Origin of the sequence: Pseudomonas sp. zfem004 (genome assembly GCF_032621715.1) — a bacterium.
GTDB lineage: Bacteria > Pseudomonadota > Gammaproteobacteria > Pseudomonadales > Pseudomonadaceae > Aquipseudomonas > Aquipseudomonas sichuanensis.
In genome coordinates, this window is sequence record NZ_JAVYJF010000003.1 from 154,649 (window position 1) to 167,891 (window position 13,243).

Genomic DNA, 13,243 nt, shown 5'->3' on the forward strand with positions numbered 1-13,243 from the left:
GATCCGTGTAGGGCCTTTCATGGATGTAAAGCAGTGGGGGGCTGGGTTATGCCCTGTGGCGCGCGCTTTGTGGGGGTGCGGGATTTTTTCCATCGGCTGCACAGCGGCGTTAAACTGCGCGATTGCGACAGTGTTTGTCGCATTGCCGAAAACCTGCTGAAAACAGGGTTTTGCGCTGTAACAAGTTGTCGCCTGGCAGCAAGGACAGGCGCCGATCAGTCCTTACAATCCCCCCATCGCTCGCCACTTCCAGGCCAGCGTTCCTCTTCAGGAGACTCAGATGTCCGTTGAGCAAGCCCCGGTGCAACGTGCCGATTTCGACCAGGTCATGGTCCCCAACTATTCTCCGGCGGCCTTCATTCCTGTGCGAGGCGAGGGCTCCCGAGTCTGGGACCAGTCGGGTCGCGAATTGATCGACTTCGCTGGCGGTATCGCCGTCAACGCCCTGGGCCACTGCCACCCGGCGCTGGTCAAGGCGCTGACCGAACAGGCCAACACCCTCTGGCACGTCTCCAACGTGTTCACCAACGAGCCGGCCCTGCGCCTGGCGCACAAACTGGTGGACGCGACCTTTGCCGAGCGTGCGTTCTTCTGCAACTCCGGCGCCGAAGCCAACGAGGCCGCCTTCAAGCTGGCCCGTCGCGTCGCCCATGACCGTTTCGGCCCGGACAAGCACGAAATCATCGCCACGGTTAACAGCTTCCACGGCCGCACCCTGTTCACCGTCAGCGTCGGTGGCCAGCCCAAGTACTCCGACGGTTTCGGCCCGAAGATCACCGGCATCAGCCACGTGGCCTACAACGACCTGGAAGCGCTGAAGGCACAGATTTCCGACAAGACCTGCGCCGTGGTGATCGAGCCGATCCAGGGCGAGAGCGGTGTGGTTCCGGCCGACAAGGCGTACCTGGAAGGCGCCCGCAAGCTGTGTGATGAGCACAACGCCCTGCTGATCTTCGATGAAGTGCAGACCGGCGTCGGCCGTACTGGCTCGCTGTATGCCTACCAGCATTACGGCGTCACCCCGGACATCCTCACCAGCGCCAAGAGCCTGGGCGGCGGCTTCCCGATCGGCGCCATGCTGACCACCAGCGAAATCGCCAAGCACCTGGCCGTCGGCACCCACGGCACCACCTATGGTGGCAACCCGCTGGGCTGCGCCGTCGCCTGCGCAGTGCTGGACGTGATCAATACCCCAGAGACGCTGGCGGGCATCAAGGCCAAGCACGAGCGCTTCAAGACCCGCCTGGAAAAGATCGGCCAGCAAACCGGACTGTTCACCCAGGTGCGTGGCGTCGGCCTGTTGCTCGGCTGCGTGCTCAGCGATGCCTGGAAAGGCAAGGCCAAGGACATCCTCAACGCCGCCGAAAAGGAAGGCCTGATGGTGCTGCAGGCAGGTCCCGATGTGGTGCGCTTCGCCCCGAGCCTGGTGGTCGAGGATGCCGACATCGACGAAGGCCTGGATCGCTTCGAGCGTGCCGTGGCCAAACTGACTCAGGGCTGATCGCCCGGTAGTCCCGTCGCCCGCCCTGAGCATGCTCAGGGCAGGCGAATCCTGAATTTCAATGCGGGCACCTGCTTGCAGGTAGTGGCGCGTGCCCGCTGTTTTCCCGTGCCGATTGATCGGCGCGCTTTCCCGAAAGGAGTGACACCATGCTGGTGATGCGCCCCGCGCAAATGGCTGATCTGAACGAAGTGCAGCGCATGGCTGCCGACAGCCCCATTGGTGTCACCTCGCTGCCGGACGACGCCGGCCGCCTGGGCGACAAGATCGCCGCCTCGGAAACCTCCTTCGCCGCCGAAGTGAGCTTCAATGGCGAAGAGAGCTACTTCTTCGTGCTCGAAGACAGCGCCACCGGCAAGCTGGTCGGCTGCTCGGCCATCGTCGCCTCTGCCGGCTACTCCGAGCCGTTCTACAGCTTCCGCAACGAGACCTTCGTGCATGCCTCGCGCGAGCTGAAGATCCACAACAAGATCCACGTCCTGTCACTGTGCCACGACCTCACCGGCAACAGCCTGCTGACCAGCTTCTATGTGCTGCCGGAGCTGGTGAACAGCGCCTTCGCCGAACTCAATTCCCGAGGCCGTCTGCTGTTCATGGCCGCGCACCCGGAGCGCTTCGCCGAGTCGGTGGTGACCGAAATCGTCGGCTACAGCGACGAGCAGGGCGAGTCGCCGTTCTGGGACGCCATCGGGCGCAACTTCTTCGACCTCAACTATGCCGACGCCGAGCGCCTGTGCGGCCTGAAGAGCCGTACCTTCCTCGCCGAGCTGATGCCGCACTACCCGATCTATGTGCCGCTGCTCCACGATGAGGCCCAGGAAGCGATGGGCCAGGTGCACCCGCGTGCGCAGATCACTTTCGACATCCTCATGCGTGAGGGCTTCGAGACCGAGCACTACATCGACATCTTCGACGGCGGCCCGACCCTGCATGCCCGTACTTCGGGCATCCGCTCGATCGCCCAGAGCCGTGTGGTGCCGGTCAAGCTTGACGAAACGCCGGTCAAGGGCGGCCGCCCGTACCTGGTGTGCAACGGCCAGTTGCAGGACTACCGCGCGGTGCTGCTGGAGCTGGACTGGGTGCCGGGCAAACCGGTCAGCCTGAACAGCGAAGCCGCCGATGCCCTGGGCGTCGGCGAGGGTGCCAGCGTGCGCCTGGTAGCGGTCTGATTAGCCGGAACAGAGAGTTTCGCGGCGGGCACAGACCGCCGCACAAGGAGATAGCATGATCGTTCGTCCTGTACGCAGCAGCGATTTACCCGCGCTGATCGAATTGGCCCGCAGCACCGGCACCACCGGGCTGACCACGCTCCCGGCCAACGAAGAACGCCTTGGCCAGCGTGTCGGCTGGGCCGAGAAGAGCTTCCGCGGTGAAGCCGAGCGCGGCGACACCGACTACCTGTTCGTGCTGGAGAACGACGAAGGCCTGGTGGTCGGCATCAGTGCCATCGCCGGCGCCGTTGGTTTGCGTGAGCCCTGGTACAACTACCGGGTGGGGCTGACCGTCAGCGCCTCGCAGGAGCTGGGCATCTACCGCGAAATCCCCACGCTGTTCCTGGCCAACGACCTGACTGGCAACTCCGAGCTGTGCTCGTTGTTCCTGCGCAGCGACTATCGCAGCGGCCTCAACGGCCGCCTGCTGTCCAAGGCGCGGATGCTGTTCATCGCCGAGTTCCCGCAACTGTTCGGCAACAAGATCATCGCCGAGATGCGCGGCATGTCCGATGAATCCGGGCGCTCGCCATTCTGGGAAAGCCTGGGCCGGCACTTCTTCAAGATGGAGTTCAGCCAGGCCGACTACCTTACCGGGGTGGGCAACAAGTCGTTCATCGCCGAACTGATGCCCAAATTCCCGCTGTACACCTGCTTCCTGTCGCAGGCTGCGCGCGACGTGGTCGGCCGCGTGCACACCGACACCGAGCCTGCGCTGGCCATGCTCAAGCGCGAAGGCTTCAACTACCAGGGGTATGTCGACATCTTCGACGCCGGCCCGGCCATCGAGTGCGAAACCTCGAAGATCCGTGCGGTGCGTGAAAGCGAAACCCTGGTACTGGCTGTCGGCACGCCGGGTGACGACGCCACTCCTTACATCATTCATAACCGCAAGCGCGAAGACTGCCGCATCACTGCCGCGCCGGCGCGCCTTGCCGCAGGCACCCTGGTGGTCGATCCGCTGACCGCCAAGCGCCTGCGCCTGGGCGCCGGCGACAATGTGCGCGCGGTGCCGCTGTCCGCCGGCCGGGAGGCTCAGTAAATGACCACGCATTACATCGCAGGCAAATGGCTGGCTGGTCAAGGCGAAGCCTTGCAGTCGCTCAATCCCGTCACCCAGGCGGTGGTCTGGGCCGGGCAGGGCGCCGATGCCGCTCAAGTTGCAGCGGCAGTGGACGCGGCGCGCCAGGCGTTCCCTAACTGGGCGCAGCTGAGCCTGGACGCGCGTGTCGCGGTGCTCGAGGCGTTCGCCGAAAAGCTCAAGGCCCGTGCCGAGGAGCTGGCACGCTGCATCGGTGAAGAAACCGGCAAGCCCTTGTGGGAATCGGCCACCGAAGTCACCAGCATGGTCAACAAGGTGGCGATCTCGGTACAGAGCTACCGCGAACGTACCGGCGAAAAGAGCGGCCCGCTGGCCGACGCCACGGCCGTGCTGCGCCACAAGCCCCATGGTGTGGTGGCAGTGTTCGGCCCGTACAACTTCCCCGGCCACCTGCCCAACGGCCACATCGTCCCGGCCTTGCTGGCGGGCAACTGCGTGGTGTTCAAGCCAAGTGAACTGACCCCAAAGGTTGCCGAGTTGACCGTGCAGTGCTGGATTGAAGCCGGGCTGCCTGCCGGTGTACTCAACCTGGTGCAGGGTGCCCGCGAAACCGGCGTGGCGCTGGCTGCCAACCCGGGTATCGATGGCCTGTTCTTCACCGGCTCCAGCCGCACCGGCAACTTGTTGCACCAGCAGTTCGCCGGGCGCCCGGACAAGATCCTGGCCCTGGAGATGGGCGGCAACAACCCGTTGGTGGTGGACGAGGTCAAGGACCTGGACGCTGCGGTCTACACCATCATCCAGTCGGCGTTCATTTCCGCCGGCCAGCGCTGCACCTGTGCCCGGCGCCTGTTGGTGCCCCAGGGCGCCTGGGGCGACCAACTGCTGGCGCGCCTGGTCGAGGTCAGCCGCAGCATCAGCGTCGGCGCTTTCGACCAGCAGCCGGCACCCTTCATGGGCTCGGTGATTTCGCTGCAGGCCGCCCGCGCGCTGGTCGCTGCCCAGGCTGACCTGCTCGCCAAGGGCGCCGTGGCGCTGCTGGAGATGACCCAGCCACAGGCCAATGCGGCCTTGCTGACCCCGGGCATCATCGATGTCACCGCCGTGACCGGCCGCCCGGACGAAGAGTTCTTCGGCCCGCTGCTGCAGGTGATCCGCTACAGCGATTTCGACGCGGCGATCAACGAGGCCAACAACACCCAGTACGGCCTGGCCGCTGGGCTGCTGTCGGACTCCAACGCCCGTTACCAGCACTTCTGGCTGCGCAGCCGCGCCGGCATCGTCAACTGGAACAAGCAGCTGACCGGTGCCGCCAGCAGCGCGCCGTTCGGCGGTGTGGGTGCCAGCGGCAACCACCGCGCCAGCGCTTACTACGCGGCCGACTATTGCGCCTACCCCGTGGCTTCGCTGGAGACCGCGAGCCTTGTCCTACCGGCCACCCTGACGCCGGGCGTCACCCTATAACAACAGGTCTCGGAGCCTTGCCGATGAAATCCTACGAAGTGAATTTTGATGGCCTGGTGGGGCCGACCCACAACTACGGTGGCCTGTCCTACGGCAACGTGGCCTCGCAAAGCAACAGCCAGCAGGGCTCCAACCCGCGCGAAGCAGCGCGCCAGGGCCTGGCCAAGATGAAGGCGCTGATGGAAATGGGCTTCCAGCAGGGCGTACTGGCGCCGCAGGAGCGCCCGGATGTGGCGGCCCTGCGCAGCCTGGGCTTCACCGGCAGCGACGCGGAGGTGATCCAGCGCGCGGCGAAAGAAGCCATGCCATTGCTGGTCGCCAGTTGCTCGGCCTCGAGCATGTGGGTGGCCAACGCCGCCACGGTCAGCCCCAGCGCAGACACCGCCGACGGCCGCGTGCATTTCACTGCCGCCAACCTCAACTGCAAATACCACCGCAGTATCGAACACCCGACCACCAGCCGTGTGCTGGGGGCCATGTTCAATGACGACAAGCACTTCGCCCACCATGCCGCGCTGCCGGCGGTGGCGCAGTTCGGTGACGAAGGCGCGGCCAACCACACGCGGTTCTGCCGAAATTACGGCGATGCCGGCGTCGAGTTCTTCGTCTATGGCCGCAGCGCTTTCGACAGCCGCTATCCGGCGCCGCAGAAGTACCCGGCGCGCCAGACCCTGGAAGCCTCGCAGGCAGTCGCCCGGCTGCACGGCCTGCGCGACGACGGCGTGGTCTACGCTCAACAGAACCCGGCGGTGATCGACCAGGGCGTGTTCCACAACGATGTGATCTCGGTGGGTAACGGCGAGGTGCTGTTCTACCACGAGGACGCCTTCCTCGAGACCGACGCCGTGCTCGGCCAGCTGCAGGCTAAACTGGCCGGCAAGGGTGGCCAGTTCCAGGCCATCTGCGTGCCGCGCTCGGCGGTGACGGTGGAGGACGCAGTGCGTTCCTACCTGTTCAACAGCCAGCTGCTCAGCCGCGCAGACGGTTCCATGCTGCTGGTGGTGCCGGAAGAGTGCCGCAACAACGAACGCGTCTGGGCGTACCTGGGCCAGTTGACCAGCCAGGGCGGCCCGGTGAAGGAGGTCAAGGTGTTCGACCTCAAGCAGAGCATGCAGAACGGCGGTGGCCCGGCTTGCCTACGTTTGCGTGTGGCCTTGAAGGAAACGGAACTGGCGGCGGTCAATCCAGGCGTTATCATGACCGCCTCGCTGTACGACACCTTGGTGCAGTGGGTCGACAAGCACTACCGCGATCGCCTTGGCGAGGCGGACCTGGCCGACCCGCAGTTGCTGATCGAATGTCGTACGGCATTGGATGAGCTGACCCAGATCATGAAGCTGGGCTCGGTGTATCCGTTCCAACGCCAACCTTGATAGAGAGAAATTGCAATGTCCGACGCCCTGCGCCTGATCCTGGAAGATGAAGACGGCACCCAGCTGGAAACCTCCTGCACGCGCTTTGCCGTGGTCTGGCAAGGCAAGGAAGTGTGGATCCAGCAGGACGGCCGCGGCCAGCTGCTGATCGGTGTCGATGTCGACGAGAACGACACCGAGTACGCCAACCTGCTGTTGCGTCCGATGGCTACCAACCTGGTCAGCCTGCAACTGGAAATGGAGCCGGCAGAGGTCGGTGATGACGACGATCACGTCCATGGCCCGGACTGCGGCCACCACCACTAAGGAAGTGCCTATGCTCGCCCTCGGCAAACTGCTTGAGCTGACCCTGACCGATCACGAACCGGCCGAGAAGACCCAAGTGACACCCAAGGGCGCGCGTTTGCGCTGGCTGGGGGAGGGCGCACTGGAAGTGCGTCCGCCCGAAGGCGATGACAGCGGGCTGGATCTGCTGCTGTCGGCCGGGATTCACGGCAACGAGACAGCGCCAATCGAGCTGCTCGAGCGGCTGCTGCATGGTGTGGCCAACGGCAAGATCAAGCCCCGTGCGCGGGTGTTGTTCCTGTTCGGCAACCCGGCGGCGATCCGCAAGGGCGAGCGCTTCATCGAGCAGGACATCAACCGCCTGTTCAATGGCCGGCATGAGCTTTCCAGTGGCTTCGAGGCTTTGCGCGCCGCTGAGCTTGAGCAGTTTGCCCGGGTGTTCTTCAGCAAGCCGGAACGCACCCGCCTGCACTACGACCTGCATACCGCGATCCGCGGTTCCAAGATCGAGCAGTTCGCCTTGTATCCCTACAAGGAGGGTCGCACGCATTCCCGGCGTGAGCTGGCTCGCCTGGCTGCGGCGGGGATGGAGGCAGTGCTGCTGCAGAGCAAGTCTTCGATTACCTTCAGTGCCTTCACTTATGAACAGCTGGAGGCCGAGGCCTTCACCCTCGAACTGGGCAAGGCGCGGCCATTCGGGCAGAACGAAGGCGTCAATCTCGACAAGCTCGAAGAACGTCTCATCCAGATCATCGAAGGTACCGAGCCTGAGACCGGCGACTCGCTCGACGGTCTGAAGCTGTTCAGTGTTGCCCGCGAGATCATCAAGCACAGTGACAGCTTCCACCTGCATCTGCCGGCGGACATCGAGAACTTCTCCGAGTTGAGCAAGGGCTACCTGCTGGCCGAGGACCTGGCCGAAACGCGCTGGGTGGTGGAGGAGGAGGGCGCGCGGATCATCTTCCCCAACCCCAAGGTGAAGAACGGGCTGCGCGCCGGGATCCTCATCGTGCCGGACTCGGGGCAGCGGTTGGCCTGATACCCGCAATTGCAGGCACCTGAATCTGGCGTGGGAGCGGGCTTGCCCCGCGATCACGTCTGGCCTGGCGAGCACGTTGGCGCTGCCGGTGCTGATCGCGGGGCAAGCCCGCTCCCACGTTGCGAGGTCAGACTGCTTTTGGATCCCTTCGGTGATGAAATTCTTTTAATTCACCAAGCTGTTAATTTTCCCCGCCCCAGGACCCTAATTGGCTTGCCAGTAGCGAAACGCTGGCTTTAGCATCGCGGTCATGCCGTTTTCAATTGCTGTAGTCCGACAAACCGTCCAATCGACGGTTTCTATCGCATAAACACACTGCACCGAGACTGCAGGACCGATATAATGCGGCCCTTTGCCGTCGTTTCGTCGATTCGACGTGTGGCCGCCGTTTCCGTGGAAGAACCTATGAAAAGCGCAGAAATCCGTGAAGCCTTCCTCCGCTTCTTCGAAGAGCAGGGACATACTCGCGTTGCCTCCAGCTCCCTGATCCCGGGCAATGACCCGACCCTGCTGTTCACCAACGCCGGCATGAACCAGTTCAAGGACTGCTTCCTCGGCCAGGAAAAGCGCGCCTACACCCGCGCGGTGAGCAGCCAGAAGTGCGTACGCGCTGGCGGCAAGCACAACGACCTGGAAAACGTCGGCTATACCGCCCGTCACCATACCTTCTTCGAGATGCTGGGCAACTTCAGCTTCGGCGACTATTTCAAGCGTGACGCCATCACTTTCGCCTGGACCTTCCTGACTTCGGACAAGTGGCTCAACCTGCCGAAGGAGAAGCTGTGGGTCACCGTCTACGCCAGCGACGACGAGGCCTACGACATCTGGACCAAGGAAGTCGGCGTGCCCGCCGAGCGCATGGTACGCATCGGTGACAACAAGGGCGCCCCGTACGCCTCGGACAACTTCTGGACCATGGGCGACACCGGCCCGTGCGGCCCGTGCACCGAGATCTTCTACGATCACGGCGCCGACATCTGGGGCGGCCCACCCGGCTCGCCGGAAGAAGACGGCGACCGCTACATCGAGATCTGGAACAACGTCTTCATGCAGTTCAACCGCACCGCCGATGGCGTCCTGCACCCGCTGCCAGCACCGTCGGTGGACACCGGCATGGGCCTGGAGCGCATCAGTGCGGTGATGCAGCATGTGCACTCGAACTACCAGATCGACCTGTTCCAGAGCCTGTTGGCCGCGGCCGCCAAGGCCATTGGTTGCAGTAACGACGAGCAACCTTCGCTGAAAGTGGTCGCTGACCATATCCGTTCCTGCGGCTTCCTGATCGCCGACGGTGTACTGCCGTCGAACGAAGGCCGTGGCTACGTGCTGCGCCGCATCATTCGTCGCGCCTGCCGCCACGGCAACAAGCTGGGCGCCACCGGCAGCTTCTTCCACAAGATCGTTGCCGCGCTGGTCGCCGAGATGGGCGAAGCCTTCCCTGAGCTGAAAAGCCAGCAGGCGCACATCGAGCGCGTGCTCAAGACCGAAGAAGAGCAATTCGCCAAGACCCTGGAACAGGGCCTGCGTATCCTCGAGCAGGACCTGGCCCAGTTGCAGGGCAAGGTCGTTCCGGGCGACGTGGTGTTCAAGCTGTACGACACCTACGGCTTCCCCATGGACCTCACCGCCGACATCGCCCGCGAGCGCGAACTGACCATCGACGAGGCCGGCTTCGAGCGTGAAATGGAGGCCCAGCGTGAGCGTGCCCGCTCCGCCAGCGCCTTCGGCATGGACTACAACAGCCTGGTCAAGGTCGATACCGCCACTGACTTCCTCGGCTACGATGCCACCGAAGGGCAGGGCAAGGTCATTGCCCTGTACAAGGATGGCCAGGCGGTCGAGCAGTTGGGCGAAGGCGAAGAGGGCGTGGTGATCCTGGATCGCACCCCGTTCTACGCCGAATCGGGCGGCCAGGTGGGTGACTGCGGTTACCTGCAGGCCGGCGCTGCGCGCTTCGATGTGCGCGACACCACCAAGACCGGTGGCGCCTTCCTGCACCACGGCGTGGTTGCCAGCGGTGCACTGACCGTTGGCGCAGCCGTCGATGCGCGCGTCGATGCCGATGTCCAGCACGCTACCTCGCTGAACCACTCCGCCACCCACCTGCTGCACGAAGCACTGCGTCAGGTACTGGGCGAGCACGTACAGCAGAAGGGCTCGCTGGTCGACAGCCAGCGCCTGCGTTTCGACTTCAGCCACTTCGAGGCCGTCAAGCCTGAGCAGATCAAGGCGCTGGAAGACATCGTCAATCGTGAAGTGCGCCGCAACACCGAGGTGCAGACCGAGCTGACCGACATCGAGACCGCCAAGGCCAAGGGCGCCATGGCGTTGTTCGGTGAGAAGTATGGCGACACCGTGCGCGTGCTGAGCATGGGCGGTAATTTCTCCGTCGAGCTGTGCGGTGGCATCCACGCCAAACGCACCGGCGACATCAGCCTGTTCAAGATCATCAGCGAAGGCGGCGTGGCCTCTGGCGTGCGCCGTATCGAAGCGGTCACCGGCGCCGCCGCGTTGGCCTACCTGAACGCTGCCGAAGAGCAGGTCAAGGAAGCCGCGCAACTGGTCAAGGGTAACCGCGACAACCTGATCGACAAGCTGTCGGCTGTGCTCGAGCGCAACCGTCAGCTGGAAAAGCAGTTGGAACAGCTGCAGGCCAAGGCCGCCAGCGCCGCCGGGGACGATCTCTCCAATGCGGCCGTTGAGGTCAAGGGCGCCAAGGTGCTCGCCGCCCGCCTGGATGGGCAGGATGGCAAGGCCTTGCTGGCGCTCGTCGATCAGCTGAAGAACAAGCTCGGCCATGCAGTGATCCTGCTGGGCAGCGAGCATGAGGGCAAGGTCGTGCTGGTGGCTGGCGTGACCAAGGACCTCTCCGGCCAACTCAAGGCTGGCGATCTGATGAAGCAAGCCGCTGCGGCGGTGGGTGGCAAGGGTGGTGGTCGCCCGGACATGGCCCAGGGTGGTGGCGTCGACGTCGCCGCGCTGGACAATGCCTTGGCCCTGGCTGTGCCGTTCGCCGAGCAGGGACTTTGAGATGAGGCGGCCGTCGGTCTAGTCGGCGGTCGCTTCATGTTGGATTGTTTTTTGGGGCCCCCTGGGGCTGAGGCACCTTTGAAATGGCGTTGATCGTACAGAAATTTGGCGGCACCTCTGTCGGTTCCATCGAGCGGATCGAGCAGGTAGCCGACAAGGTCAAGAAATTCCGTGAGCAAGGCACTGACCTGGTGGTGGTGCTGTCGGCCATGAGCGGCGAAACCAATCGCCTGATCGACCTGGCCAAGCAGATTACCGACAAGCCAGAGCCTCGCGAGCTGGACGTAATTGTTTCGACCGGTGAGCAGGTCACCATCGCCCTGTTGACCATGGCGTTGATGAAGCGTGGCGTGCCTGCGGTGTCGTACACCGGCAACCAGGTACGTATCCTCACCGACAGCGCGCACAACAAGGCGCGCATCCTGCAGATCGACGACCAGAAGATCCGCGCCGACCTCAAGGCCGGCCGAGTGGTCGTGGTTGCAGGTTTCCAGGGTGTTGACGAGCACGGCAACATCACCACGCTCGGCCGCGGTGGCTCCGACACCACCGGTGTGGCGCTCGCAGCGGCCCTGAAGGCCGACGAATGCCAGATCTACACCGATGTCGACGGCGTCTACACCACCGACCCGCGTGTCGTTTCCCAGGCCCAGCGCCTGGAGAAGATCACCTTCGAGGAGATGCTGGAAATGGCCAGCCTCGGCTCCAAGGTGCTGCAGATCCGTTCGGTGGAGTTCGCCGGCAAGTACAACGTCCCGCTGCGCGTGCTGCACAGCTTCAAGGAGGGTCCGGGTACCCTCATTACCATCGATGAAGAGGAATCCATGGAACAGCCAATCATTTCCGGTATCGCCTTCAACCGTGATGAGGCCAAGCTGACCATTCGTGGCGTCCCGGACACTCCAGGCGTTGCCTTCAAGATCCTCGGCCCGATCAGCGCGGCGAACATCGAAGTCGACATGATCGTGCAGAACGTTTCGCACGATAACACCACCGACTTCACCTTCACCGTGCACCGCAACGAGTACGAAAAGGCACTGAGCGTGCTGGAGAACACCGCCCGTGAGATCGGTGCGCGTGAAGTGGTGGGTGATACCAAGATCGCCAAGGTGTCGATCGTTGGCGTTGGCATGCGTTCGCACGCCGGTGTTGCCAGCCGCATGTTCGAAGCCCTGGCCAAGGAGAGCATCAACATCCAGATGATCTCCACCTCCGAGATCAAGGTCTCGGTAGTGATCGAAGAGAAGTACCTGGAGCTGGCCGTTCGCGCGCTGCACACTGCGTTCGAACTCGATGCTCCTGCCCGACAGGGCGAGTAAGACGTTGCCTGGAAGGGCGCGGCTTGCCGCGCCCTTTGCGTTTCTGGCTGCCAGTCGCGCCCTTGTCCAGGTGCAGCTGGCGGTTTGTCCGGGCCAGTGCCGTCGTCCGCGGCCGGGCCCTGCTTAATCAAAGACTGTTGTCCCTGAAGTTACATGTGAGGAGAAAACTATGCTGATTCTGACTCGTCGGTGCGCCGAGAGCCTGATCATTGGTGACGGTGAGATCACCGTGACGGTCCTGGGTGTCAAAGGCAACCAGGTGCGTATCGGCGTGAGCGCGCCAAAGGAAGTGGCCGTTCACCGCGAGGAAATCTACCTGCGGATCAAGAAAGAGAAGGACGAGGAGCCAAGCCTTTAATTTTTTTGAAGTTTTTTTCAAAAAAAGGGTTGCAAACGAGGAAGGGTGTGTTTAATATTCGCCTCGTGTTGCGGTGAGGTGGCCGAGTGGCCGAAGGCGCTCCCCTGCTAAGGGAGTATACCTCATAAGGGTATCGGGGGTTCGAATCCCCCCTTCACCGCCATTATTTGCGTAGGGCGCTGTAAACGGTAAGAACGCTAAGCAGTTGATTTTAAACGAAAAAGTTCTTGCAAAAATGTTTCGGCGACCTATAATGCGCGGCAAGACACGGACTCATAGCTCAGCTGGATAGAGTACTCGGCTACGAACCGAGCGGTCGGAGGTTCGAATCCTCCTGAGTCCGCCATTTAWTGRGSGGYTTTGMTCTTCAAAGCAGTTCANNMAGCCAGTGGTAATCTGGCATAAAACTACCAACCRCGGACTCATAGCTCAGCTGGATAGAGTACTCGGCTACGAACCGAGCGGTCGGAGGTTCGAATCCTCCTGAGTCCGCCATACCTGAAAAGCCCGCTTATTCAAGCGGGCTTTTTCTTTTTCGGCATTCACTGATTCTGTCCACGCACGGCTAGACTCACGTTGATAGCCCGATCCCCAGCTGCCCATATATGTATGTGATTTTTG

At 63.0% G+C, this 13,243-nt stretch carries 10 protein-coding genes and 3 tRNA genes; all 13 read left to right on the forward strand.

Annotated elements, in window-relative coordinates; all coding sequences use genetic code 11:
• The first annotated feature begins 280 nt into the window (after window positions 1-280).
• The 13 genes from RTH46_RS04370 to RTH46_RS04430 all read left to right on the forward strand — a co-directional run bounded on the left by RTH46_RS04370 (window position 281) and on the right by RTH46_RS04430 (window position 13,117).
• The gene (locus tag RTH46_RS04370) at window positions 281-1,501 is read left to right on the forward strand and encodes an aspartate aminotransferase family protein (protein ID WP_316905113.1); all 1,221 of its coding nucleotides are present in this window, start codon (window positions 281-283) and stop codon (window positions 1,499-1,501) included.
• 149 nt (window positions 1,502-1,650) lie between these two features.
• Window positions 1,651-2,670 carry an arginine/ornithine succinyltransferase subunit alpha gene (gene aruF, locus RTH46_RS04375; protein ID WP_153787628.1) on the forward strand — a complete coding sequence of 340 codons (1,020 nt, stop codon included), beginning with the start codon at window positions 1,651-1,653 and terminating at the stop codon, window positions 2,668-2,670.
• 55 nt (window positions 2,671-2,725) lie between these two features.
• Window positions 2,726-3,754 carry an arginine N-succinyltransferase gene (astA, locus tag RTH46_RS04380; protein WP_153787627.1) on the forward strand — a complete coding sequence of 343 codons (1,029 nt, stop codon included), beginning with the start codon at window positions 2,726-2,728 and terminating at the stop codon, window positions 3,752-3,754.
• The gene (gene astD, locus RTH46_RS04385) at window positions 3,755-5,218 is read left to right on the forward strand and encodes a succinylglutamate-semialdehyde dehydrogenase (protein WP_316905114.1); all 1,464 of its coding nucleotides are present in this window, start codon (window positions 3,755-3,757) and stop codon (window positions 5,216-5,218) included.
• Between the two features lie 23 nt (window positions 5,219-5,241).
• Window positions 5,242-6,591, forward strand: coding sequence for an N-succinylarginine dihydrolase (astB, locus tag RTH46_RS04390; protein WP_153787625.1), 1,350 nt, complete (start codon window positions 5,242-5,244; stop codon window positions 6,589-6,591).
• A 15-nt stretch (window positions 6,592-6,606) separates the two neighbouring features.
• A complete protein-coding gene (locus RTH46_RS04395; protein ID WP_110991912.1) occupies window positions 6,607-6,897 on the forward strand; it encodes a topoisomerase II in 291 nt (96 codons plus the stop codon).
• 10 nt (window positions 6,898-6,907) lie between these two features.
• Window positions 6,908-7,915 (forward strand): succinylglutamate desuccinylase, encoded by a 1,008-nt coding sequence (astE, locus tag RTH46_RS04400; RefSeq protein ID WP_110991911.1) that lies wholly within the window; start codon window positions 6,908-6,910, stop codon window positions 7,913-7,915.
• Window positions 7,916-8,320: 405 nt separating this feature from the next.
• Entirely contained in the window at window positions 8,321-10,945 is a 2,625-nt protein-coding gene (gene alaS / locus RTH46_RS04405; protein WP_316905115.1) for an alanine--tRNA ligase, read from the forward strand.
• An 83-nt stretch (window positions 10,946-11,028) separates the two neighbouring features.
• Complete coding sequence (locus RTH46_RS04410; protein ID WP_153787624.1) at window positions 11,029-12,264, forward strand: aspartate kinase; 1,236 nt, start codon at window positions 11,029-11,031, stop codon at window positions 12,262-12,264.
• 169 nt (window positions 12,265-12,433) lie between these two features.
• A complete protein-coding gene (gene csrA / locus RTH46_RS04415) occupies window positions 12,434-12,622 on the forward strand; it encodes a carbon storage regulator CsrA (RefSeq protein WP_003254503.1) in 189 nt (62 codons plus the stop codon).
• Between the two features lie 72 nt (window positions 12,623-12,694).
• Window positions 12,695-12,785: transfer RNA gene (locus tag RTH46_RS04420), tRNA-Ser, on the forward strand.
• 106 nt (window positions 12,786-12,891) lie between these two features.
• A tRNA-Arg gene (locus tag RTH46_RS04425) sits at window positions 12,892-12,968 on the forward strand.
• 72 nt (window positions 12,969-13,040) lie between these two features.
• Window positions 13,041-13,117: transfer RNA gene (locus RTH46_RS04430), tRNA-Arg, on the forward strand.
• The last annotated feature ends 126 nt before the right edge of the window (window positions 13,118-13,243 follow it).

What these genes read in the sequence shown, in the direction of transcription:
- RTH46_RS04370 (WP_316905113.1), top strand. Translation starts at nt 281, where the DNA reads ATGTCCGTTGAGCAAGCCCCGGTGCAACGTGCCGATTTCGACCAGGTC.
- aruF (WP_153787628.1), top strand. Translation starts at nt 1,651, where the DNA reads ATGCTGGTGATGCGCCCCGCGCAAATGGCTGATCTGAACGAAGTGCAG.
- astA (WP_153787627.1), top strand. Translation starts at nt 2,726, where the DNA reads ATGATCGTTCGTCCTGTACGCAGCAGCGATTTACCCGCGCTGATCGAA.
- astD (WP_316905114.1), top strand. Translation starts at nt 3,755, where the DNA reads ATGACCACGCATTACATCGCAGGCAAATGGCTGGCTGGTCAAGGCGAA.
- astB (WP_153787625.1), top strand. Translation starts at nt 5,242, where the DNA reads ATGAAATCCTACGAAGTGAATTTTGATGGCCTGGTGGGGCCGACCCAC.
- RTH46_RS04395 (WP_110991912.1), top strand. Translation starts at nt 6,607, where the DNA reads ATGTCCGACGCCCTGCGCCTGATCCTGGAAGATGAAGACGGCACCCAG.
- astE (WP_110991911.1), top strand. Translation starts at nt 6,908, where the DNA reads ATGCTCGCCCTCGGCAAACTGCTTGAGCTGACCCTGACCGATCACGAA.
- alaS (WP_316905115.1), top strand. Translation starts at nt 8,321, where the DNA reads ATGAAAAGCGCAGAAATCCGTGAAGCCTTCCTCCGCTTCTTCGAAGAG.
- RTH46_RS04410 (WP_153787624.1), top strand. Translation starts at nt 11,029, where the DNA reads ATGGCGTTGATCGTACAGAAATTTGGCGGCACCTCTGTCGGTTCCATC.
- csrA (WP_003254503.1), top strand. Translation starts at nt 12,434, where the DNA reads ATGCTGATTCTGACTCGTCGGTGCGCCGAGAGCCTGATCATTGGTGAC.